Origin of the sequence: Photobacterium sp. Alg240-V54, assembly GCF_900537155.1 — a bacterium.
Classification (GTDB): domain Bacteria; phylum Pseudomonadota; class Gammaproteobacteria; order Enterobacterales; family Vibrionaceae; genus Photobacterium.
Genome location: NZ_UNRL01000003.1, coordinates 13,222 through 36,241 on the forward strand (window position 1 = coordinate 13,222; position 23,020 = coordinate 36,241).

22 protein-coding genes are annotated in these 23,020 nt (G+C 37.1%); 11 read left to right on the top strand and 11 right to left on the bottom strand.

The features are described 5' to 3' along the window. Window positions 1-9: 9 nt before the first annotated feature. The 3 genes from gnd to zwf are packed head-to-tail and all read right to left on the bottom strand — an operon-like array spanning window position 10 to window position 3,687. A complete protein-coding gene (gene gnd, locus G6R09_RS09225; protein ID WP_065167840.1) occupies window positions 10-1,458 on the bottom strand; it encodes a decarboxylating NADP(+)-dependent phosphogluconate dehydrogenase in 1,449 nt (482 codons plus the stop codon). Between the two features lies 1 nt (window position 1,459). Continuing rightward, window positions 1,460-2,185: a 6-phosphogluconolactonase gene (gene pgl, locus G6R09_RS09230; protein WP_065167839.1), complete on the bottom strand. Its 726-nt coding sequence runs from the start codon at window positions 2,183-2,185 to the stop codon at window positions 1,460-1,462. 2 nt (window positions 2,186-2,187) lie between these two features. Continuing rightward, a complete protein-coding gene (gene zwf, locus G6R09_RS09235; protein ID WP_065167838.1) occupies window positions 2,188-3,687 on the bottom strand; it encodes a glucose-6-phosphate dehydrogenase in 1,500 nt (499 codons plus the stop codon). 618 nt (window positions 3,688-4,305) lie between these two features. On the opposite strand from zwf, the gene G6R09_RS09240 reads away from it, so the two are divergent. Next, window positions 4,306-4,641, top strand: coding sequence for a PBPRA1643 family SWIM/SEC-C metal-binding motif protein (locus tag G6R09_RS09240; protein ID WP_065167837.1), 336 nt, complete (start codon window positions 4,306-4,308; stop codon window positions 4,639-4,641). A 124-nt stretch (window positions 4,642-4,765) separates the two neighbouring features. Further along, entirely contained in the window at window positions 4,766-5,233 is a 468-nt protein-coding gene (locus G6R09_RS09245; RefSeq protein WP_065167836.1) for an RNA methyltransferase, read from the top strand. A gap of 54 nt (window positions 5,234-5,287) precedes the next feature. On the opposite strand, the gene G6R09_RS09250 is transcribed toward G6R09_RS09245, so the two are convergent. Together G6R09_RS09250 and G6R09_RS09255 are read right to left on the bottom strand one after the other, a co-directional pair. Continuing rightward, window positions 5,288-7,429: a GGDEF domain-containing protein gene (locus G6R09_RS09250; RefSeq protein WP_240345723.1), complete on the bottom strand. Its 2,142-nt coding sequence runs from the start codon at window positions 7,427-7,429 to the stop codon at window positions 5,288-5,290. After that, entirely contained in the window at window positions 7,429-8,625 is a 1,197-nt protein-coding gene (locus G6R09_RS09255) for an extracellular solute-binding protein (protein ID WP_163921940.1), read from the bottom strand. The genes G6R09_RS09250 and G6R09_RS09255 overlap by 1 nt, the downstream gene beginning before the upstream one ends. A gap of 250 nt (window positions 8,626-8,875) precedes the next feature. On the opposite strand from G6R09_RS09255, the gene G6R09_RS09260 reads away from it, so the two are divergent. Next, on the top strand, window positions 8,876-9,442 hold the full coding sequence (locus G6R09_RS09260; protein ID WP_163921943.1) for a C40 family peptidase: 567 nt from the start codon (window positions 8,876-8,878) through the stop codon (window positions 9,440-9,442). 24 nt (window positions 9,443-9,466) lie between these two features. Here G6R09_RS09260 and G6R09_RS09265 read toward each other — a convergent pair whose 3' ends face one another. The 6 genes from G6R09_RS09265 to G6R09_RS09290 form a co-directional block, all read right to left on the bottom strand. Continuing rightward, a complete protein-coding gene (locus G6R09_RS09265; RefSeq protein WP_065167834.1) occupies window positions 9,467-10,261 on the bottom strand; it encodes a phosphorylase in 795 nt (264 codons plus the stop codon). 402 nt (window positions 10,262-10,663) lie between these two features. Then, entirely contained in the window at window positions 10,664-11,824 is a 1,161-nt protein-coding gene (locus tag G6R09_RS09270; RefSeq protein ID WP_163921946.1) for an amino acid permease, read from the bottom strand. A 447-nt stretch (window positions 11,825-12,271) separates the two neighbouring features. Continuing rightward, entirely contained in the window at window positions 12,272-12,658 is a 387-nt protein-coding gene (locus G6R09_RS09275; RefSeq protein ID WP_065167833.1) for a DUF805 domain-containing protein, read from the bottom strand. An 18-nt stretch (window positions 12,659-12,676) separates the two neighbouring features. Beyond that, window positions 12,677-12,952, bottom strand: a complete 276-nt coding sequence (locus tag G6R09_RS09280) for a hypothetical protein (RefSeq protein WP_065167832.1) — start codon at window positions 12,950-12,952, stop codon at window positions 12,677-12,679. A 96-nt stretch (window positions 12,953-13,048) separates the two neighbouring features. Further along, the gene (locus G6R09_RS09285) at window positions 13,049-14,278 is read right to left on the bottom strand and encodes a NupC/NupG family nucleoside CNT transporter (protein ID WP_370738401.1); all 1,230 of its coding nucleotides are present in this window, start codon (window positions 14,276-14,278) and stop codon (window positions 13,049-13,051) included. A 257-nt stretch (window positions 14,279-14,535) separates the two neighbouring features. Continuing rightward, window positions 14,536-15,450 carry a LysR family transcriptional regulator gene (locus tag G6R09_RS09290; RefSeq protein WP_065167830.1) on the bottom strand — a complete coding sequence of 305 codons (915 nt, stop codon included), beginning with the start codon at window positions 15,448-15,450 and terminating at the stop codon, window positions 14,536-14,538. Between the two features lie 302 nt (window positions 15,451-15,752). Here G6R09_RS09290 and G6R09_RS09295 point away from each other — a divergent pair, with 302 nt between their 5' ends. The 8 genes from G6R09_RS09295 (at window position 15,753) to G6R09_RS09330 (ending at window position 22,974) form a co-directional block, all read left to right on the top strand. Then, window positions 15,753-16,574, top strand: a complete 822-nt coding sequence (locus G6R09_RS09295) for a phosphate ABC transporter substrate-binding protein (protein WP_065167829.1) — start codon at window positions 15,753-15,755, stop codon at window positions 16,572-16,574. A gap of 92 nt (window positions 16,575-16,666) precedes the next feature. Then, on the top strand, window positions 16,667-17,578 hold the full coding sequence (gene pstC, locus G6R09_RS09300; protein ID WP_065167828.1) for a phosphate ABC transporter permease subunit PstC: 912 nt from the start codon (window positions 16,667-16,669) through the stop codon (window positions 17,576-17,578). Between the two features lie 6 nt (window positions 17,579-17,584). Beyond that, complete coding sequence (pstA, locus tag G6R09_RS09305; protein WP_065167827.1) at window positions 17,585-18,484, top strand: phosphate ABC transporter permease PstA; 900 nt, start codon at window positions 17,585-17,587, stop codon at window positions 18,482-18,484. A gap of 18 nt (window positions 18,485-18,502) precedes the next feature. Further along, a complete protein-coding gene (pstB, locus tag G6R09_RS09310) occupies window positions 18,503-19,252 on the top strand; it encodes a phosphate ABC transporter ATP-binding protein PstB (RefSeq protein WP_065167826.1) in 750 nt (249 codons plus the stop codon). A gap of 195 nt (window positions 19,253-19,447) precedes the next feature. After that, the gene (locus tag G6R09_RS09315) at window positions 19,448-19,789 is read left to right on the top strand and encodes a DUF1971 domain-containing protein (RefSeq protein WP_065167825.1); all 342 of its coding nucleotides are present in this window, start codon (window positions 19,448-19,450) and stop codon (window positions 19,787-19,789) included. A 141-nt stretch (window positions 19,790-19,930) separates the two neighbouring features. Continuing rightward, complete coding sequence (locus G6R09_RS09320; protein WP_163921949.1) at window positions 19,931-20,311, top strand: hypothetical protein; 381 nt, start codon at window positions 19,931-19,933, stop codon at window positions 20,309-20,311. A gap of 198 nt (window positions 20,312-20,509) precedes the next feature. Then, a complete protein-coding gene (locus G6R09_RS09325; protein WP_163921952.1) occupies window positions 20,510-22,168 on the top strand; it encodes a mechanosensitive ion channel family protein in 1,659 nt (552 codons plus the stop codon). A 347-nt stretch (window positions 22,169-22,515) separates the two neighbouring features. Further along, window positions 22,516-22,974, top strand: a complete 459-nt coding sequence (locus tag G6R09_RS09330) for an META domain-containing protein (protein ID WP_065167822.1) — start codon at window positions 22,516-22,518, stop codon at window positions 22,972-22,974. Window positions 22,975-23,020 lie beyond the last annotated feature (46 nt).

Below are 23,020 nucleotides of genomic sequence, written 5' to 3' on the forward strand. Positions count from 1 at the left end.
GTTTATATATTAAACGTCGTAAGTAGTAGAAGCAGTGTCGCCACCAGTACCAGTCCAATTAGTATGGAAGAATTGACCACGAGGCTGATCAACACGCTCGTAAGTGTGAGCACCGAAGTAATCACGCTGCGCTTGGATCATATTCGCTGGAAGGCTTGCCGTTGTGTAGCCATCAAGGAATGTTAATGCTGATGTCATGGTTGGCATTGGTAGGCCAATTTCCATCGCTTTTGATGCGACTTTACGCCATGCTGGCATGCTGCTTAATAGAATATCTTTGAAGTATGTATCTGAACCTAAGAATTTGATTTCTGGGTTAGCTTCGTACGCATCACGAATATTACCTAGGAATGCACTACGAATGATACAACCACCACGCCACATTAGCGCTACGTTGCCGTAGTTTAGATCCCAGTTAAACTCTTCTGAAGCTTCACGAATTAGCATAAAGCCTTGCGCGTAAGAAATGATCTTAGATGCAAGTAGTGCTTGACGTAATGCGTCAACCCATACTTGCTTATCACCATCAACCTTAGCAATTGTTTTACCAAATAGGCTTTCAGCTGCAACACGTTGATCTTTCATTGAAGATACACAACGCGCAAATACAGCTTCTGTAATTAGCGTTAGTGGAATACCTAAATCAAGTGCGTTAATACCTGTCCACTTACCAGTACCTTTTTGACCAGCAGTATCTAGAATCTTCTCAACTAGTGGTTGACCATCTTCATCTTTATAACCAAGAATTTCAGCCGTAATTTCAACTAAGTAGCTATCTAACTCAGTTTTATTCCACTCTTGGAAAATCGCTTGCATCTCGTCATGAGAAAGCTCAAGACCAGATTTCATAAAGTGGTATGCTTCGCTGATTAACTGCATGTCACCGTATTCGATGCCATTGTGAACCATTTTAACGAAGTGGCCAGCACCATCTTTACCTACCCAATCACAACAAGGCTCACCAGCAGCTGTTTTTGCTGAGATTGCTTGGAAAATTGGTTTGATTGCAGGCCATGCAGCTTCAGAACCACCAGGCATAATTGAAGGACCAAAACGTGCACCTTCTTCACCACCAGAAACACCAGAACCTACATATAAAATACCTTTTGCTTCAAGCTCAGCAACACGACGGTTAGTATCTGGGTAGTTTGAGTTACCACCATCAATGATGATATCGCCTTTGTCTAGTAACGGAACTAGTTGGTCAATAAATGCATCAACAACATCACCAGCGCGTACCATTAACATCACTTTACGTGGTGCTTCTAGCTTAGCAACAAGATCTTCAAGAGACGTTGCGCCAATAATGTTAGTGCCTTTTGCAGCACCTTCTAGAAACTCTTCTACTTTAGAAACAGTACGGTTAAACGCAACAACTTTAAAGCCATGGTCATTCATATTAAGGATCAAGTTTTGACCCATAACTGCTAAACCAATTACACCGATATCGCCTTTCATATTATTCTCCTTGTGCTAGCAGTTTTGCTGCTGCTGCATCTAAATACCATTCTGTTTCGCCATGAGAGGCTTTAATTTTTGCCGCCGGATAAACAAGCTCTTCCGCCGGTGTACTATTTATTTGTTGTAAGACGTCGGCCTTACTTTCACCCAACACCAAGTAAGTAATACGATCAGCATTTTCAAGTAAACGTGCTGTTTTTGAAATACGCTGTTGACCACTTTGTGGTTGAGTCGCAATCACTGCTAGTGCAGGATCATCAAAATTGGTTTGATGTGGAAATAAAGACGCAGTATGACCATCGCCACCCATGCCTAATAAAATCCAATCAAATGCAGGCAAGCCATTTTTATGCGGGATCACCGCATCCATTTCTGCTGCAAAACGCGCGCATTCAGCTTCAACCTCAGCTTCACCACGAATACGATGAATATTTTCGGCAGGAATACTAATATGCTTAAACAATAGCTCGTTAGCTTCACCAAAATTACTTTCAGCATCTGTTGGAGCAACACAACGCTCATCACCCCACCAGAAGTGAAGCTTATTCCATTGAATATTGTCAGCAAAAGGCGCTTGCGCTAATACTTTAAACAATAATTTAGGGGTACTTCCCCCTGATAATGAAATATGTGCGGCATGATCTTGCAGGCTCATCGCTTGCAGTGTTTCAGCTAGAGAAACAACAACATCATGCGGAGTCGCAAACACTTTATAATTAATCATGCTTATAACTCACAATAATCTGTATTGGCCAAGTTTTTACATGGGAAGCGCCATTGACGACCATCATTTGATAGTAATTCATCAGCTTCTTTAGGTCCCCACGTTCCTGCCGCATAACCAAATAAATGCTCTGGTTGTTCTTTGTAGTCAAGAATTGGCTGAACAAACTTCCAGCAGGCTTTTACTGCATCAGTACGCGCAAACAAGGTCGCATCTTGCTTCATACAGTCAAGCAGCAAACGTTCGTAAGCGGTAAGCATATTAAGCGACTCAATGTTGTCGTAATGGAAATCCATTGACACTTCTTGAGATTCAAAACCTGCACCTGGTTTTTTAAGGCCGAAGCTCATTAAAATACCTTCATCCGGTTGAATACGAATGATTAATTTGTTCTCTGGAGCATTAGCACCAAACACTGGATGTGGCGTCTTTTTAAAGTGAATCACAACCTCTGTAACACGGGTTGGTAAACGTTTACCAGTACGGACATAAAACGGTACACCGTTCCAACGCCAGTTTTCGATAAACATCTTCATACCAACGTATGTTTCAGTACGTGATTCGTCATTAACACCGTGTTCTTGACGATATCCAGGAAGATGTTTACCACGAACGTCAGACTCAGTATATTGACCTAAGACTAAGTTTTTATGTAAATCATCATCAGATAAAGGTTTAAAGCTTTGCATCACTTTAACCACTTCATCGCGAATAGAATCAGCATTGATTGCAGCAGGTGATTCCATACCTACCATTGCTAATACTTGCAATAAATGGTTTTGGAACATATCACGTACAGCACCTGCACCATCGTAATAACCGCCTCGATCTTCAACACCTAATGCTTCAGATGCTGTAATTTCTACATAATCGATGAAGTTACGGTTCCACAATGGTTCAAACATACCGTTAGCAAAACGGAAAACTAATAAGTTTTGTACTGTTTCTTTGCCTAAGTAATGGTCAATACGATAGATTTGATGCTCTTGGAAGCATGCGTGGATTTGCTTATCTAACGCAATTGCAGATTCAAGATCATAACCAAATGGCTTTTCAACGATCAGATTTTTCCAACCGTCAGCTTCATCGTTAAGACCATGAGCTGCAAGACATTCAGGAATAACACCATAAAGGCTTGGCGGTGTCGCAAGATAAAAGACTGCATTACCACGAGTATGATGGGTATCTTTAAATATGTCTAAGCGCTGCTTTAATACTGCGTATTCTTCAGCGTCAGAAGTGTTTAATGCTTGGTAATATAAATGCTGACAAAACTTCGTTAATGTCGCTGCGTCTGTTTTTTCATTTTCTTCTAATGCAGAGCGAAGTTTGTCACGAAAGTCCTGATCGCTATATGCCGTACGACTAACACCTAAAATTGCGAAATCTTCTGGCAATAAACCATTCGCGTATAAGTGATAGAACGCAGGAATTAATTTACGATGAGTCAAATCGCCTGACGCACCAAAAATCACAATTGCGTTATTTTCTGGTTTAACCATGTAATGTTCCCATTTATTTACAGATCATTCGATCTGGTACAGCAATCAATTGCTTGGTATAACGGGCGTTATTATGCCGTAATTTTCAATTTGGTATCTATTATTTCGTGATAAAAATTAAAAATTTTTGTTATACCTTAAGTCTCATTTCAGTCGATGACTACATATAATCTATGGCATTTATCGCTAATACAATAACATATCAGACAATTTGCTACTGTTTACTCTTCTTTATACTGTGTATGTTAACAATTATTGACCTCGGTGCTAGACGAAAAAACCTATTAGTCCAATAGGTTTTTTCATCAAATTATCCCTTTTAACCATTTACTATCATTTTATAGTGTCGATTAATATGACTTTAGTGTGAATATAAAATCCGTCCAATGCAATCGATTACTTGAATACAAACCACAAATCAAACCTCGCTTGCTATATTTTTAAGCATATTGGCTACTTATTTTTATATGTTAGTATCTGCTCAACGCTTGATAAGCAACACAATGGCGGTTATTATGCCCGCAATTTCAGCCACCTTTATTTTGGTGGCTTTTTCGTTATAAAGTGCACTCATTCAACAATGACGGCACTAATATTCCATAGCAAACAGGTTATCCCATGTCTAAATTTTTCTTTAAAGGCCGCATCGAAAAAAAACCAAAGCACAGCAGCTGTGGCTACAACACAAAGCGCGAGAATAAGCTTGGCACGGAAACCAATCCACTCACATTGATTGTGACCACAGAAGAACGTCAACAGCAATTAGAAGCACAACTAGCAACTGAGCAACTATTTGCAACAATTACTGTAGATGCTAATGCAGAAGAAGATATTACCGAGCTGACTGCAACATTAAACAAGCCCGTCACTACAGTATTTGATAAAACACCTAATCGAAATGATCCTTGCTCATGTGGTAGCGGTAACAAATACAAAAAATGCTGCGGTAAATAATTTTCCTAATAACAAAACAGGGGCATGAGTTCCTGTTTTATTCTCTCCTAATTCATTATACCGATGGTAAAAATATCACTCCTAGGTATAAAATTCTGCCTAAATTTCAAAAGTAGATACAAATATGAGCAAAAAAAGTCAGGGATACGCTTGCGTAGGCCTTTTTAACCCCAAAACACCTGAAAATGTCGGATCTGTTATGCGTGCAGCGGGCTGTTATGGTGTTAACTCTGTCTTTTATACTGGCACTCGCTATGATCATGCAGCACAATTTTGCACTGACACCAAAAATGCAGCACTTGATATTCCTTTAATTGGTGTTGAAGATCTAAAAGCGATCATTCCTGTCGGTTGTGTGCCCGTTGCCGTCGATCTGATTGATGATGCAAAGCCATTACCTGAATATAAGCATCCGAAACGGGCTTTTTATATTTTTGGTCCTGAAGACGGTACATTAAAAAAAGATATCACTGATTTTTGTCGTGAAACAATTTATGTTCCAACCAAAGGCAGTATGAATTTAGCGGCGGCAGTCAATGTGATTTTATATGACCGCTTAGCGAAGGGTGATAATTTTTCTAATCATAAATAACCCTGATCTATAAAAACCACTGCAACTCAATCCTATAGTGCAGTGGTTATATTGCTAGCGTTGAATACCACGCTGTTTGTAAAATTTTCTTTTATCTTTATACATCGCTTTATCCGCAATAGAACAAAGTTGGTCAGTCGAATAATGTTCGCTACTCGCATACCCCATTGCAAAATGTATTTCGACACTTTGACCACCGGGTAAAGTCGCATAATTGCAGTTTTCGCGAACAGTTTCTAATCGCTGCCATAAAATAGCACAACTATCATCATCACCAGCTTCAAGAATAATGGCAAATTCATCCCCGCCTAAACGATAAACCTTATCTGTTACTCGGCATGCCTCAACCAAAAGCTTACTGGTTTGAATTAATAAAGCATCGCCCATATTATGGCCATAATTATCATTTGCTCGCTTTAGTCCATTCACATCTAACATAAACAATCCAAATCGACGCTCAGGATAACGATGAGATAGCTGGATATGTTCTTCTAGATCATGATCAAATGCTTTTCTATTTGCAATCCCTGTCAATGAATCCGTTATTGCTATACGTGCTAATTCACTATTAAGTAAACGGCCTTCTAATTCAGTAGATAACTGGCGAATAAATAATGAAATAACCTCAAAGTCATCACGCTGAAGCTTTTCATATTGCATAACAATCATACCAACGACTTCATTATGGCTGTTTTTTATCTTAAAACAGTGTAAATATTCATCCCCATTAGGTAAGCAATAATAATCACTATAATGAGAGTTAGGTTGAATATTATTCTTTTTTAAACAATCCCTATCAATATTCTCACATGCCCATGACCCATTATTATACCTATAGGCTTTCATTGCCCACCCTGCGGTAGGATATAAAGCAACAACTTGAGTCATTACAACTTCAATAATATTATTAGCTGCTTGCAAATCATGACTAAATGATAATAGCGACTGCAACATTGAACGTCGATTTTCTTCTCTCATTAAAGAAAAACTTAATGCCAATGTCTTCTCTTCAACTTTTCTTTCTAATTCATCATTAAAATCGACTAATTGTAAGTTCGCTTGTTCTTTTTCTTTATAAGCTACATTTAACTCTGCATTCTTTATTGCTAAATCAGAAACTTGTGCTTGAATAGTTTTCGCCATATTACGAATAAGTTTATCAACCATGAAAAATTCTGCAAAACGAAGATCACGATTTGAGCGTTGGTATTCACCTTGAGAATAAGCACGTACAGTCGCCATTAATCCCCCTAGTGGTCTAGCAATCCAACGGTATGTCATTCCAGCACTAAAAAATGCCAATATAATAATCACCGAACCAAATAAAGAAATATATTTCAATGAGTTAATATATGGATTTTTACTTATATATTTATCCATATAAACCACCATTGTATATTCAATCGGTTCTGATATATATTTGTTCTCTAATTTGATTTTTATTGTTTTCTGTATTGTCGGTGTGTTTTCAGCGATATCACTTTGCGATATTATAATATTACTCATATCAGCCATATTTTTCATATCACCAGTTCGATTATTTTTAAATATTACTCTCTCGCCATCTTTTAAATATGGTTTTAATACTTTTTTAATATTTTCTATTGGTACAACAAGAATCAAATAACCTAATGGTAAATGCTTTAATTCATCAGTCATAGAGCGAAAAATAGGTACACCAATAACAACACCTCGACGTGTTGGATTATATTTTTCCGGCATTAGTTTCTCGCCGTTATAATAAAAAACCCATTGTTTTAATCGTTTTTTTCCTTTTATTGACAACCTATGATTAAGTTCCTTTTTTAATTTTGAAAATGAGTTTAACCCAGGAATACCATTATAACTTTCAATTTCATTCCATTGGTCATCAATTAAATAAGCCGCTTTAGTTAATGGCGTATTTTTTACTAATGTTCCCAATGAATTAATAACATGTCCAGCAAGAAAATAATTGTTTATTGCTTGTACAAATAACCTATCACGTGATAACACATCTAAACTTGTTGATAGCAATGAAAAACGATAATAAAATTCTTGTTCAATAGTGCTAGCAAGTCGATCTAACATATCAATACGATAATTTGCTTCAACATCTGACTGTTGTTTTAAAAGCAATCCACCGACAATCGCGGCAGGTACAACTGAAATAATTAGCATTAATAATGCTAACGATGATTTTAACCGTAACTTCATCAATTATCGTCCAACTGATTCATCTGCTCTATTGCCATTTTTTGCATATGTTGTGCTGAGTATTCCGCAGTAGCGCCCGCTTGATAACGTTGGAACCCAATAGCCATCGCTTGCCATGCAATAGACATATTTAGCGATGAAGACATTGGCGTTGTTAATGCCATCTGACGAAACAGGATCTTATGATCTCCAGTCGCATTTTGTTTAAGTTGTTTATAATAAGCCATAGATATAGGTAATAGGTCAGTTTTTTCATACACTAATTGTTGACTACTTGGTTGCTGAACAAACTCAGAGAACGCTTTAATCAGCTGTTGTTTTTGTTTTGAATGACGCTCATACATTGGAATCGCTAACACAAATGTACTGGCCATAGGGTGCATCCTATGTCCATTAATCTTAGGTAATACCGCTACACCTAAATCATCACCTAGCATATTCTTTAAATCACGGTATGCCCAATCTCCATTGATGGCATAAGCACTCTTTCCTTCGACAAAATCGTCTTGAGAACAACGGTAATCACACTCTGGATTAACAATGCCCTGTTGTGCTAAAAAACGATAATATTTTAATGTTTTAACCATTGCCGGAGTATTTAGCGTAATTTTCCCATCTTCAATCGGTTTACCATTAAAGGCTGTTAAAAATGGCATCAAATAATACATATCATTATAATTCCAACCAATTGGCATTATACTTTTTGCTAAAAAGGCATTTTTTTGCAAAAGAATATCGTCAAAATCTGTCGCTGGATGCGTCACATATTTTTTATTGTAATACAATAATAAAAAATTGCCCTGAATAAGAGGCACTCCCCAACATTCTGATTTTGTTTTTACTGTTGAGCTAACCATATGATTCAGTTTTTCTTTATACCAATTATCAGGGATCGGCCATAGGTTCATCATCTTATGAAGACCTAAAAAATCAGAGGGTATAACGACTAAATCTGGAAAAACATTATCTTGTGCACTTAAAATAATTTCAGCTTTTATTTCAGATGGATCCAATTGTTCAATTGAGATTTTAACATCATGCTTTTCCTGAAATTTATTCGACATTGCTGCTAAAAATTCATGATTTTGATGAGACGACCAAATTGTTAATGTTTCTGATGCCAGTACTGATTGAGAAAATAATAAAATGAATAACAAAAAAGAAAAATGAATATTATTTAATAAATTATTGAACATTATTTTAATAAAACCCCAAAATATTTTGTATGACATATTAGAGCTAATAATAATAACTAACTAAAACCTATATAGGCTCTATTAAACAATAAAAAACTGATATGAACTAGCAAAAAGTATAGACTATCTGCATAATAAAATTGTTAATTGATAACAATCAAAAAATACATTGTTTTTTTGTATCTATTGCATGACAAGTATAACCTGTTCTTATCTCCCCACCTCTTCACATAAGAAAGAATAAACCATAATGAATATCAATCTATCATTGAAGCATATTTTACCATTATCACTATTACTTCTCATGGCTTGTGTAACCAAGGTTAATGCATCACCACAACACGCTAGCACATTCAAAACCTTAAATAGTAATGTTGGCCAACAACCGCATAAAGAAACGATAGCACAACAAAAAATGATTAATTATGCGAGAAAAAACATAGGTATACCTTATGTTTGGGGAGGAACATCACCAAGCGGGTTTGATTGCTCAGGATTTATTAAATATGTTTATAACCATTTTAATATATCTATTCCACGAACGACTGCGGCATACACACAATTGTTTAAGCATTCAATATCATTAAAAGATGCAAAAGTTGGTGATCTGATTGTTTTTACAGGGACTAATTTAAAAATTAGAAGGCCAGGCCATGCGGGGATTATCACTGAAATAAAACCAGGGTTGGTTAAATTTATTCATAGCTCATCATCTAAAAAGCATTTTGGCGTCACTGAAACGAGTTATTATCAAAGTGGTTATCCAAAACGCTATTTAACCGTTATACGAATGCCAAATCCTACAATAAAGGAGTAAAAATACTCCTATTTATTGTTTTGTTTATGGTGCGACACATTCGGTAAGTAACCGTAAGCATCCATAATCAATTAACCAATCATGCTGTTGTTGATCTTTTACTAAAAAACAGCCTGAATAATTTAATGCATTAGCAAAAACGTCACCAATATGATTAGTGCGTCGAGGGATCACCAACATCCAATTTTGAGTTAATAAAATATTGTATGGTAAACACTCGATCGGTTCATTGATATTTAAACTGGCATTTTTAGGCGTCAAGCCCAAATCATGCATTGCAGCCAAATAGCAAAAATATGCTTTTTCACTATTAATCCGATCAAAAGTAAATAATTTATGCCTAAAGGGTAACTGACCTGACAGAATCAAACTTTCTAATGGCACCATCGTTTTCATCAATTGCATATGTCGATGAGGCTGACTTGCTCCAGCTTCTGCTGCTGAATTAAAAAAACCTAATACGTTTTGATAACTAACACCTTGGATCCAAGCTGAAAAATCTCGTAGGTCAAGTAAAGACGACTGGTTCACAAACCCTTTACTACAAATCAGTAAATGTGGTTCACTGACTGGATATTTATTTAATAAACACACATGTTCGTCACCCACTGTATCAACAAACATTCGCTCTTCATAAGGCAAAAATGGGTTAGGCTGTGTCTGTCCTTGCTGTATCTTTTTATTAATATTGTCATTCATAACCTTAATAAAAAAATCAACGCCCTGCTCAGATACAACTGAGTTCATAGTCGAAATTGGCAGTAATACGTGTGCTTCACTTGCCTTTTTAGCAACGGTTAACGCTTTATCCCATAACATCAACAAATACCTGCAACCATTCTAATCACTAGAAAATAAAACAACACCAACCTCTCACCTAATAAAAAAAACGTATTATTAGATCCCAAAATTATAATTCGTAATGAAAAGTTTACACTTTTGGTGAAAAATCACTTTTGCTAAAAACGGTTTGAATATAGCTCTCATTAGTGAAAGTTTGTATTATCAGCCGATAAATTCTATTGTTCACTTACGATGTTAATTCGTACTCCAAAGTAGATTATAGACTTTAATGATTAAACTTTATATTGGTCATATAAAGTGCTTCAACAGGGTACTACAGATCGGTCAATCTGCTACCCTGCTCTCTTTTAGATACTCATCATATAAGCAAAAAAAACGCCCATCAATAATGAGCGTTTAACTAAAAATGACAAATTGTTAAATAAGTTGCGCACCAATTAAGAAGCAACCGAAGAACAGACTCATTAGCATTGCACCTGAACCTCCTGCCACTTGATAATCATCATCTGATGCCGTTTGAGCTGATTTTCTTATATTACGAATCATTAACATCGGTATAAATACCGCAATAAATACTAAAATCAATCCAGCATAGCTTAAAACAGACAAGAATTGATTAGCAGCAAAGATTGCGCCTAATAAAGGCAAAATAAATGTTAAAATATAAGTAAATAAGCGATTTTTTCTAAATAAATCAATATTTTGATCAAACAATGACATCGCGACGCCTAAGAATGACGTTAACAACGCTAAGCCCGTGAAAATAGAAAGAATGATGTGAATGCCAACAAAACGAGAACTTAACGCATCAATAAGCACTGAAACATTATCAAACTTAATTAATTGCTCAGCAGATAAACTTCCGACCACTGCGTATAACCATAGTAAATAACAGCCTAGAGGGATAAGAGATCCTAATAAAACCATATTTCTCAATTGCTTATGCGTTGCTTTTTTATTATAAGATACAAGAGAAGGTATAACAGGAAAGAAACCAAAGCTAGTAAACAATACTGCGCTGGTTTTAATTAAATCAACGTTATTGGTATTACTTGCTTCAAAGAAGTGATTAAAACTCATACCCGGTATTAATGCGGCTAACGTAATAATCAAGACTGCGATCATGATGATAAATAACACACGGTTAAGTTTATCAACCACACCCGTTCCTGCAGCAACAATCCCCCCAGCTAACACTGTGAAAATGATTTGACTATGCAGTGTCGATAATTCAAAACCCAACCCTGTCACCAGTTTTTGTAATAAATCACCAGCACCAATAATGTAAGCCATTAACAGGCAAACTAGTAAAGCATACAACAACCCATTAGTAATGAGTTGCCCACCTTTACCTAGTGTTTTGCGTGCGATGGTATTCATACCTAAGCCACCGCCAACTTTAATACTGGCTTCTAATAATAATAAAGCAGCATATGTTGTCCCACTCCAAATAAACAGCATCAATAATGAGCCTGAAAGTAAGCCAAACTGAGCTAATACCATAGGTATAGCAAGCATTCCTGCGCCTAAAGCCGTGCCCGCAATAATTAGCGAACTACCTAGTAATTTTGTATTCATATTTCCATTTCTTCTTATTTGTTAGATACAGCTATCCATATACCTCAACTGAGATACATGACTAATAACAGATGATTTTTAGTCGATAAAAGGCGCGGTTACAGTGAACCGTTACTAAATCGGAAACTAAAATAACAAGCAGAAGAAAAACTCATCTTACATACCTTATGAGTAATACAAGCATGTACTATTAATGATGAGGGGGGGTAACAGTGTTCATTTTGAGGGTGATGCGTCATTATCGTACTCCTAAACGATGAATCCCAGTCTATTAGCAATATTCGGTCAGAATATAATTCTTGTTTCGGTCAAAAACAGAATGGTCAGCTAATAACTGCATACTAAAGCACATTGTTCAGGAATGGAATGAATGTTTATGTTTCTACCTAACAAAAAACCCAATCCTAAGATTGGGCTATCTTTATATAAGCGATGAGACAACAACAATTAGACGCTGAGAGTTGTATTATCATTCTGTTTAGGGTTATTACCAAAGCGGTTGCTTCCTTCTGTACTGTTTTGCAACATGAAGTAAAGTAACACCAGAATGCCCACGATAGGAATGAGCATAATCAAAGCCCACCAACCGGTACGATCTTGATCATGCAAACGCCGAACAATCACAGCAACTGTAGGTAAAAATGCAAAAACCGCATATATAGCAGCTAACACACCATAGCCTTCAACCAATGTTGGTAAGTGTAATGTTGTGTCGACTAAGCCACATACCATACTAAGGAATGCGTTAATTAATGTAAAAAACCAAAACTCTTTTCTGCGTGAACGCCCTTGAAATTGAGCATATTTACGAAGAACAGCAAAATACCAATTCATTCTATTTCCTTGTGAATATTAATAACGCTTAATTCGGACGACTTTCATTATTTCAAATTCTAAGCCTGCCACTGTAATTGAATCAGCATAATAGGTCATATTTACTTTTGCGCCAACAAGGGTTCGATACCTTGATTTACGCTTAAACTTAAAAGGCACGTTATAACCGTCAATCATCAATGAATGCTGTATCCACTCGCCATCATCTCGCTGCGTATGAGAATTCACTGTTACGCCTTCACTGTGAATTAATTGCGCGTGTTTTGCGATGAGTTTGTCACTATCAGACTTCATTGATCATCTTCCTACTATTGGTGCTTTATTTCGAATACAAAAACAGAGAGCTAGGCTCTCTGTTTATTCTAATCTTTCAGCGTCAATATACCACGATTAAAGCGGAAGAAATAAGCCCGCTAAAGTCGCACTCATTAAATTAGCTAACGTTGCAGCAAAAATCGCTTTCATACCTAAGCGAGCAATTTCAGGACGACGTTGAGGTACAATACCACCTAACCCCCCCATTAACATTGCGATAGATGTTAAGTTAGCAAAACCACATAGTGCAAATGTTACGATTGCCTGCGAATGCTCACTCAATTTCGCAATCGTTTCTGGTTTCATTAACTCAGCAAACGCAATAAATTCATTTACTGCAATTTTAGTACCAATTAGGCTAGCTGCGGTGGTTGCTTCTGACCAAGGTACACCAATTAACCATGCCACTGGCGCAAATATATAACCGAAAATCATATTAAGACTAAGATCATTAATCCCAATCCAATGACCAATATGGCCTAACCCACCATTTACCATCGCAATTAAACTGATCACGGCTAACAGACTTGCACCTACAGCCATAGCAATTTGTAGACCACTTAGCGCGCCACGAGATGCAGCATCGACTAAGTTAACGGGTTCATCTTCTTCACCGTCATCTTCTTCTTCCATGCTATGTACACCTTCAGTTTGTGGCACGATCAATTTTGCCATCATCAATCCTGCAGGCGCAGACATAAAACTAGCGGCAATAAGGTATTTTAATTGCACCCCAAGACCGGCATAACCCACCATCGTGCCACCAGCAACAGAAGCTAGTCCACCAACCATTACTGCAAATAATTCTGAGCGAGTCATACGGGCTAAAAATGGACGTACAACTAATGGTGCTTCTACAGAGCCAACAAAAATATTCGCCGTCGCTGACATCGATTCAGTACGTGTAGTGCCCAATAGACGTTGTAATAAGCCACCGATGCCACGGATAACCCATTTCATAACACCTACATAATATAATACGGAAATTAATGCCGAAAAGAAGACAATAGAAGGTAAGACATTAACCGCAAAAATAAAGCCCAATTTAAATTGTGCTAATTGACCAAACAAAAATGATGTACCTTCGCGGCCATAATCAATCACGCCAGATACTGCACCAGAAACACTATTTAATACCACTCGGCCAACGGGCACATAAAGAATAAAAGCGGCAAACACAACTTGAATGCAAAAAGCTCCTAAAACACTGCGCCAATTAACTGCTGAGCGGTTTTCTGAAAATAAAAAACCTACTGCAAAAATAGTAATAATACCGAGCATGCCAACAAGATAATGCAAAGTCATTCCCCAATGTTTGGTGTAGTAAACGATTGCGGAAAGAGTGTATTCATAAAAAAAAGTGTGACAAGGATCAAATTGTTATTGCAAGCAACAGTAACTTAACAAATTAAGCTTAAATTGCATTATTTTTAGGCTAAGCAAACGAAAATCATTAGATTGGTTCCTATAGGGGATACTATTACCTCTAATAATTACAATTTGGAACATTAACTCCCCTGTTTTAGCCAACCGTTTGCGTGAAGTTGCTGTTTTTTGCATCATCACCATTTACACAAAATATTGCCCGCATCTATATGCCTACGAATAAATTCTATAAATAGATTCACTTTATTAGGCAAAAATTTATGTCTTGGATATACAGCATATAACGGCATATGCTGTGTCAATTGCCAATCAGGCATTAATCGAATCAACTTTCCTTGACGAATCTCATCAGTTAATAAATATGTTGCCAAATAACCAATACCATTACCTGAAATTGTTGCGTCTCGAATAGCATCAGCAGAGTCGACACGGTAATTACCTGTCACTTTAATATTCTGATTATTATTTTGCTGACTAAAACTCCAAACATTATCTTTGCGTTCACGGCTAAAATAAATAATACAGTTATGGTCAGCTAAATCACTCGGCTGATAAGGTACACCATGAGTGGCTAAATATTCTGGGCTGGCCACTAATACAAAATCACAATTACTCAAATGACGAGCCACAAAACCTTCTGGTGGTGAATCCATAAAACCAATCCAAAGATCAAGTTGCTCTGCAATCAAATCAACACGGTGATCAAACAAACTCAACTCTAAATCTAATAATGGATGTTGTTCATGAAACTCATTGATATATGGTGCCACATGATGAGAAGCAAAAGATTGTGCTATACCCACCCGCAATAATCCTTGTGAGTTATCTTCATTTCCTAATAATTCACTTTCAGCTTCATTGATTTCTTGCACTACTTTCTCACAGTGCTTCGCAAATAAACGTCCGGCCTCTGTTAACGCAAATGATCGGGTTGTTCGTTGTACTAACTGCACACCAAGTCGCTGTTCTAACTGTTGTGTGAGTTTACTGACTTGAGTACGTGAGATATCAAGTAGTTGCGCGGCTTTAGTAAAGCTTTGTTGTTTAGTTAGCGCATTAAATACAATCATTTGTTGTGCTTTTTTTAACATCGACAACCTATTTATTTTAAGAAAAAACCATGACAATCCAAACAGATTAATGCGGTGTCATCGTAATATGGTTTATTGTTGACAGTATATGACATCCAATTATGTGATTGAATATTGATTACGTTAACGACACTTAAACCCTCCAAATAAAAGAATTTTTTAATACATACTTATTAAGCATTTATTACAGCATTCATAGAGTGTTCAAACTTCTGAAACATTACTGTCACATAACTTTTCTAATCTTTGTCATGTTCATTCAAACCTATTGGCATTTTGCCCAACAAGAAAGGATTAGGAAAATGAAAACAAAGATTATCGGCGCAGTTGTTGTTGCAAGTTCACTTGCTGTTAGTTCTGCAGCGTTCGCTGGCGAGACTATCTCTGTTGTAGGTTCTAGCTCTGTTTCTCCCCTCATGGAAGTATTGGGTGAAACTTATGCGAAATCTAACGATGTAACGGTAGAAGTTCAAGGACCAGGATCATCAGCAGGTATTCGTGTTGCTCACGACGGTTCAGCTGACCTTGGTATGTCATCTCGTAACTTAAAAACATCAGAAGAATCACCACAAATAAAAGAAATCGTTATTGCACGTGATGGTATCGCCGTTGTTGTGAATAACAATAACCCTGTCACTGATTTAACCAAAGAACAAATCACTGAAATCTACAAAGGTAATGTAACTAACTGGAATCAAGTCGGTGGCGAAGATAAACCGATTGTTGTCGCAACACGAGATACAGCGTCAGGTACTCGTGGCGCATTTGAAGACATCATGTCGTTAAAGAAAAAGATTAACGGCATAAAAGTATCAGCGATTTCCCAAAAAGCACAAGTCGCAAGTGGTAACGGTCAATTAAAAACGACGGTAGCCAATAACCCTTTCGCTATCGGTTATATTTCACTGGGCTCGGTTGATAATACCGTTAAGCCACTGACTATTGATGGACATAAACCATCCGTCGCAGCGATTAAAGCCGGTGATTATAGCGTTCAACGCCCATTTATCGTGGTTTATAAAGAAGGCCGTCCATCAAAAGAAGCATTGGAATTCCTAACATGGGCCCAATCACCAGCAGCGCAAAAAATTGTTGCAGATAAAGGTTTCATCTCAGTTAACTAATTTTTATTTTAGCGCTCAACTTAATTTGAGTTGAGCGTTTTTGACTTCTCAGAAATAGGCTGCTCATTGGTAGCCTTTCTGGAGTGTAGGTTATGACCATCGCGAATATTGAAAAATCAACTAAGAATATACCATCGTTAAAGTCGAAAAAACGTATCGACTGGCGCGAAATGTTCTTTAAATACCTGTTTATGCTCAGTGCAGCTATCGGTATCTTGTCACTTATTACTATTGGCTACTTTATTTTCCGTGAAGGCTATGCAGCTTTTGCTTACTCTGGTGTTGCAGGTATTGTCCTCGGCACCGATTGGTTACCACCAGCGCTCTATGGTATTGCACCGATGATTGTCGCTTCACTTGTTTCAACAGCAGGTGCAGTAATGATTGGTGTCCCCGTTGGCGTATTAACTGCCATTTTTATTGCTGAAGTAGCACCAAGACCCCTTGCCAGTTTTATTCGTCCAATGATTGAATTGTTAGCCGGTATTCCATCTGTTGTTTATGGCTTTTTTGGGCTGGTTATTATTGTGCCGCTGATTCAAGAAATATTTAATGTACCAGCGGGTAATACAATCTTAGCGGGAATTATCGTACTTGCAGTGATGATTCTACCAACCGTAATTACCATTTCTGAAACATCAATTCGTGCGGTACCACGGGCTTATAAAGAAGGTTCGTTAGCGCTTGGCGCATCACCGATGTTTACTATTTTTAAACTCATCGTTCCCGCTGCACGATCTGGCATTATGACTGGCGTGATTTTAGGCGTAGCACGTGCACTTGGCGAAACAATGGCAATCATTATGGTTATGGGTAATTCCCCTGCGATGCCTGAAGGGTTACTTGAGTCAGCACGAACACTAACAGCAAATATTGCTATTGAAATGTCTTACGCCACCGGTATTCATGCTAGCGCACTGTATGCCACAGGTATTGTGCTATTGGTGTTTATTATGACACTCAACGGCATCCTTCTTTATCTAAATCGTGAGCGAGCGAGGTAATTTACAATGCTTAATCATCACTCTTTATCTGCTCAAACCAGTCGACTAGAAAATGCCAATCCTGCGGCACAAAAACGAAAAGATCGCTTAGCTATTGCCGTTATCTGGTTAGCGGCTGGCGTTACGGTTGGCTTTTTATTATGGGTTATGTGGTACATTCTCAGTAATGGCCTTGCTCATGTGGATTGGTCGTTTATTAGCTCAAACTACACCACGATTGGCAAAGAATCTGGCATTTGGCCAATGATTGTATCGACTCTTTATATGGTTGCTGCTTCAATTGCTGTTGCTGCACCATTAGGGATCATGACTGCAATTTATCTTACTGAATATGCCAAAGTTGGCAGTCGGTTAGTTAAAGTTATTCGTTTTTGTACTGAATCTTTAGCTGGTATTCCTTCGATTATCTATGGCCTTTTCGGTATGACCTTTTTTGTGGTTATTCTCGGCTTTGGTTATTCGATCCTATCAGGTGCATTAACTTTAAGTATTTTAATTCTTCCGGTGATTATTCGTACCACTGAAGAAGCATTAATGGCGGTACCACAAACTTACCGTGAAGGTTCATACGGTTTGGGAGCCTCTAAGATTTATACTATTTGGCGACTCATTCTTCCGAGCGCAATGCCTGGAATTGTGACCGCCATTATCCTCAGCGTTGGTCGCGTTATTGGTGAATCGGCACCGGTATTTATGACAGCAGGTATGGTAGCGCGTATACCTGACAGTGTGTTTGACTCGGGACGTACACTGACTGTTCACTTGTACAAACTTACTCAAGAGCTTTATACCGTACATGAATGGAACCAAGCTTATGGTACTGCAACAGTACTCATTATTGTTGTTCTTGTAATTAACCTAATTACCAAGCTTATCGCTAGCCGTTTTAATACTGCGACTTACTAAATTTTGAGGATCCATTACATGAACAAATTTAACATTGAAAATCTTGATCTTTTTTACGGTCAAAACCAAGCATTAAAGCAAATTAACTTACCGATCCCTAACCGCCAAGTAACGGCACTTATTGGCCCTTCTGGTTGTGGAAAATCAACCTTATTACGTTGTTTAAATCGTATGAATGACTTAATCGAAGGCGTTACCATTAAAGGCTTACTGACCATTGATGATGAAAATGTTTATAGCAATATAGACGTGGCTCAATTACGTATCAAAGTTGGAATGGTATTTCAAAAGCCAAATCCATTTCCAATGAGTATCTACGAAAATGTCGCTTATGGTTTACGTGCTCAAGGTGTAAAAGATAAAAAAACCTTAGACGCCATTGTTGAACAATCTCTTCGTGGAGCCGCATTATGGGATGAAGTCAAAGATCGTTTGAAATCGCATGCTTTTGGCCTTTCTGGTGGTCAGCAGCAACGTCTATGCATTGCACGCACCATTGCAATGAAACCTGAAGTAATCTTAATGGATGAGCCAACATCAGCCCTTGATCCTATAGCAACCAAAAAGATTGAAGACTTGATGGAAACACTGAAAAAAGAATTCACCATTGTTATTGTGACTCACTCAATGCAACAAGCTCGCCGTATATCAGATCGAACAGCGTTCTTCTTAATGGGGGAATTAGTTGAACATGATGAAACCCAAAATCTATTTAATAACCCAGCAGATGATCGTACTCGAGGTTACGTTAATGGCGATTTTGGTTAAGCCTATTTTTAACGAATAATAAAAGCGATGGTACTTCTTGCCTCTTCTTTATGAAGGGGCTTTTTTATTAAAACCTCATAAAATCAGTAACTAAAATACAATCACACGATACTATTAAGAGAAATGATTGCAGTACCACCTATAAACATGTATTTTATAGTTATGTTTTATTTCTACTCAGTAGAGGCACACATCATGGCAACGATTCCAAAAGACTACGTGAACTATAAATCCACTCCAATATTTACTGCTGAAAATATTCCGAAGATGTTTTTACATCGTCACAATACTCGTACTGGTGTTTATGGAAAAATATGCGTATCACAAGGACAACTCAAATTTTATGGCTTTAGTGACCGACGTAGTGATATTGAACAACAAGTTATCATTCATGCAGGTGAGGTTGCCATTAGTCCACCGCAATACTGGCACAAAGTCGAATTTTTAACTGCTGATACACAATTTCAAGTCTGTTTTTACGCTCAAAAAGACAGTCAAATTGTGTATGATAATTTAAATGAACGAGATCCAGAGTGATAACAACACCATAGCGCATTCACACAATCATTACTCCATTAGTTCGAAATTAACTCTATAATGAAAGTACATAAATAAGGATTAGATAGTCTTGCCCACCTTGATAGCTAACACTTGATAATGCCAATTATGGAGGGTGTGATGATGCGCTATAAACAACAAATAAGACAAGTTACGGCTTGGATAGATGTACTTACATCAACGAATATTCCAATAAAATCAGTGGCTATATTAATTAATAACTCTCCTGTTAATAAATTATTTGTCTACCAATTAAATCATCGAAATATAAAATCCTATACATTAATCAAACAATTAAACCCCCAAATTTTAATTAATCAAATTATCGACAATGATTGCAATATTATTATTGTTGATAAGTCGAGTTACTTATTATTGCAGCAAATATTGCCCTCTTTACAACACAATGTCGTGATTGTTCTTACACAAGAATATTGGCAACCAGATTGGACATGGGCTTTTAATCACTATCGGTTTTTATGTCAGCAGGATTTACCTTAGCAGTTATTGTCATTCACGATAAAAACAGTTGCTACATCAATTTTTCAATTTTGAATGAATATTTATAGCAGCGAGCGTCGATTTAGTTATAATCTGCGCACATTTGTCTAATGGCAATATATAGCTTGTTATCAGTAGTCATTATAAACACTGATAACTTTATATTATCTCTTATCACCAGCAGGAGTTTATCGCAACATGCGCTTACTGGTATTAATGCTTATCTTCGTTTCTACGCTCAGTTTTGCAGAAACAAAACCACAGCCGACGATCCCCCCACAAACGAATGTTGAATATAAACAACTTCAAACACTAAACAAAGAACTTAACGTTTTAGCAAAAGAAGCGACATCATCAACAGGCTCTTCGCTTGATGTTATTCGCCTGCAATTACTTAATAAAAACAAAGAATTAAGAACAACACTTATTGGGTTAATTGACGATAAGAAAGCAGATAAAAAGCTATTGCTTAAACAAGTAGAACAACAAATAGCGTTTGCAGCAGACGCTGAGAAGTTCCTACAAACTAAACTTGAACGCGATCAAAAAGCGCTTGATAAAGCAAAAGATACTGACAAGCTAGAGGCTTTAAAGGCGCTGACTGAAAGTCGTGATTTTATTATTCTTGTTCTTAATGAAGAATGGGAAAATTATCAATGGATGAAGCAGTTAGGTAAACCTCAACCTAATGCGATTAAAGCACTTAAAAACAATATTGAGCATCGTCTTGATTTTATGTCAGCATCACTCACATTTGGTAGTCAAGCTCTTGATTTAAATAATAAGCAGTTAAAGACGGCAACCGGTGATGAACTCAAAGCACTGCAAGTTTCGCAAATTTTAGCGCAACGCCAAGTTGATAGTGATACTAAAAACCTCACAGATCTCGTTAAATTAGCTGACAATATGGACATTGATACCGCAGAATATAAGCGGGTACTGTTTGAACAAACAGGTAATGTCACAGATGACTTATTAAATAGTAAGGTAATGTGGTCAATTGCGACCTCATGGACCAGTGAGCTTGGTTCATGGTTATTTGAAAATCTACCGCAAATGATCTTTAAAGTATTTATTTTTATCTTTATTATCTTTGCATTCAAAACATTAAAGAATATTGTTCGTAAAATGGTAACGCGTGCGGTTTCGACTAAGAACTTCAAAATGTCGATGCTAATGCAAGAATTCTTTATTTCAATGTCAGGTAAAGTTGTCTTTGCTGTCGGTATCCTAATCGCACTTTCGCAAGTCGGTTTAAACCTTGCGCCTATTCTAACCGGTTTTGGTGTTGCAGGTATTATTGTTGGTTTTGCTCTACAAGATACATTGTCTAACTTTGCATCAGGTATGATGTTATTGATCTATCGCCCATTTGATGTCGGTGATTTAGTCGAAGCGGGTAGTATTACTGGTAAAGTTAGTCACATGAGTTTAGTTAATACTACAATTAAAACCTTCAGTAATGAGATCATTATCGTACCTAACAGTAAGATCTGGGGCGATATCATCAAGAACGTAACACATGAAAAAGTACGTCGTATTGATATGGTTTTTGGCATCGGATACAGTGATGACATCGAAAAAACAGAGCGTGTTTTACAAGATATAGTTGAATCTCACCCTTCTGTTTTACGTAGCCCAGAACCAAACATTAAGCTACATACGTTAAATTCATCATCGGTTGATTTCATTGTTCGTCCTTGGGTAAAAACAGATGATTACTGGGATGTGTATTGGGATATTACTCGTGAAGTGAAAATGCGCTTTGATCGTGAAGGGATCTCGATTCCATTCCCACAACAAGATGTTCATTTGCATATGGTTGAAAAAGCGATTGAGTCAAAAATAGCTAAATAGTACCCTAAACGATGTATTTAAGAGGGTAAGTCTCACTTATCCTCTTATTTTTCATCAAACCAATAAAACACACTTCAATTATTCATACCGTTTACATATCCGTCACTAAATATGTCAAAAATATACCTTTAGAAACAAATAAAACCGCATTATTCGGCAAGAAATAGGTATAATCCATGCAAGCAAGTATTACGATAAAATAGTTTTTTATTCAATATTCTCATAATCTGTATGGCGTAATACACATGCCTAACAAAGAAGATGACAATCATTTATCTAGCAAATTTTTCTCTATGAATGTTTGCACTTTGCTCACTTATCAACATTACTGTTCAGGAATAACTATAATGAAAAAGCGTCTATTATCAGCTCTGGTACTTCCTATGATGTTAGCTGCATGTTCAACAACGGGTATTAACACTCAAACAACACCACACCAAGTAACGGGTAGTGAGCTTGCTAACGGTAGTTGGTCATTAGTGCAAATTGATAATCAAGATATTGCTCAACCAGCGCCTTTTCAAGCGCCTACGCTAGAATTGGCAACAGATCTAGCTGCAAATGGTCACGCGGGCTGCAACCGTTACTTTGGTCAAGCCGAAGTAAAAGACGGTCAATTTCGCATTGAAAAAATGGGCATGACAATGATGCTATGTCCAGATAACGAAATGAAGATTGAACAGACTTTTGCTCAATCTCTTGCTGATTGGAATAAAGTTAGCATTTCAGGCGATACCATGACCATGACTAACGCCAAACATACCTTAACATTTACACGTGATGCTGCAGCGACTAACGCGCAATAATTATTGGTAAATAAATATTAAAAGCCGTCTTCATCCTTTCAATAAG

Bases quoted from the DNA above. Each gene is read 5' to 3' on its own strand.
- pstB (WP_065167826.1), top strand. From the start codon at position 18,503: ATGAACAAATTTAACATTGAAAATCTTGATCTTTTTTACGGTCAAAAC.
- gnd (WP_065167840.1), bottom strand. From the start codon at position 1,458: ATGAAAGGCGATATCGGTGTAATTGGTTTAGCAGTTATGGGTCAAAAC.
- G6R09_RS09295 (WP_065167829.1), top strand. From the start codon at position 15,753: ATGAAAACAAAGATTATCGGCGCAGTTGTTGTTGCAAGTTCACTTGCT.
- G6R09_RS09270 (WP_163921946.1), bottom strand. From the start codon at position 11,824: ATGAATACAAAATTACTAGGTAGTTCGCTAATTATTGCGGGCACGGCT.
- G6R09_RS09265 (WP_065167834.1), bottom strand. From the start codon at position 10,261: ATGTTATGGGATAAAGCGTTAACCGTTGCTAAAAAGGCAAGTGAAGCA.
- G6R09_RS09245 (WP_065167836.1), top strand. From the start codon at position 4,766: ATGAGCAAAAAAAGTCAGGGATACGCTTGCGTAGGCCTTTTTAACCCC.
- G6R09_RS09250 (WP_240345723.1), bottom strand. From the start codon at position 7,429: ATGAAGTTACGGTTAAAATCATCGTTAGCATTATTAATGCTAATTATT.
- G6R09_RS09325 (WP_163921952.1), top strand. From the start codon at position 20,510: ATGCGCTTACTGGTATTAATGCTTATCTTCGTTTCTACGCTCAGTTTT.
- G6R09_RS09260 (WP_163921943.1), top strand. From the start codon at position 8,876: ATGAATATCAATCTATCATTGAAGCATATTTTACCATTATCACTATTA.
- G6R09_RS09255 (WP_163921940.1), bottom strand. From the start codon at position 8,625: ATGTTCAATAATTTATTAAATAATATTCATTTTTCTTTTTTGTTATTC.
- G6R09_RS09320 (WP_163921949.1), top strand. From the start codon at position 19,931: ATGATGCGCTATAAACAACAAATAAGACAAGTTACGGCTTGGATAGAT.
- G6R09_RS09330 (WP_065167822.1), top strand. From the start codon at position 22,516: ATGAAAAAGCGTCTATTATCAGCTCTGGTACTTCCTATGATGTTAGCT.
- G6R09_RS09285 (WP_370738401.1), bottom strand. From the start codon at position 14,278: ATGACTTTGCATTATCTTGTTGGCATGCTCGGTATTATTACTATTTTT.
- pgl (WP_065167839.1), bottom strand. From the start codon at position 2,185: ATGATTAATTATAAAGTGTTTGCGACTCCGCATGATGTTGTTGTTTCT.
- G6R09_RS09290 (WP_065167830.1), bottom strand. From the start codon at position 15,450: ATGTTAAAAAAAGCACAACAAATGATTGTATTTAATGCGCTAACTAAA.
- pstC (WP_065167828.1), top strand. From the start codon at position 16,667: ATGACCATCGCGAATATTGAAAAATCAACTAAGAATATACCATCGTTA.
- G6R09_RS09240 (WP_065167837.1), top strand. From the start codon at position 4,306: ATGTCTAAATTTTTCTTTAAAGGCCGCATCGAAAAAAAACCAAAGCAC.
- zwf (WP_065167838.1), bottom strand. From the start codon at position 3,687: ATGGTTAAACCAGAAAATAACGCAATTGTGATTTTTGGTGCGTCAGGC.
- G6R09_RS09280 (WP_065167832.1), bottom strand. From the start codon at position 12,952: ATGAAGTCTGATAGTGACAAACTCATCGCAAAACACGCGCAATTAATT.
- G6R09_RS09275 (WP_065167833.1), bottom strand. From the start codon at position 12,658: ATGAATTGGTATTTTGCTGTTCTTCGTAAATATGCTCAATTTCAAGGG.
- G6R09_RS09315 (WP_065167825.1), top strand. From the start codon at position 19,448: ATGGCAACGATTCCAAAAGACTACGTGAACTATAAATCCACTCCAATA.
- pstA (WP_065167827.1), top strand. From the start codon at position 17,585: ATGCTTAATCATCACTCTTTATCTGCTCAAACCAGTCGACTAGAAAAT.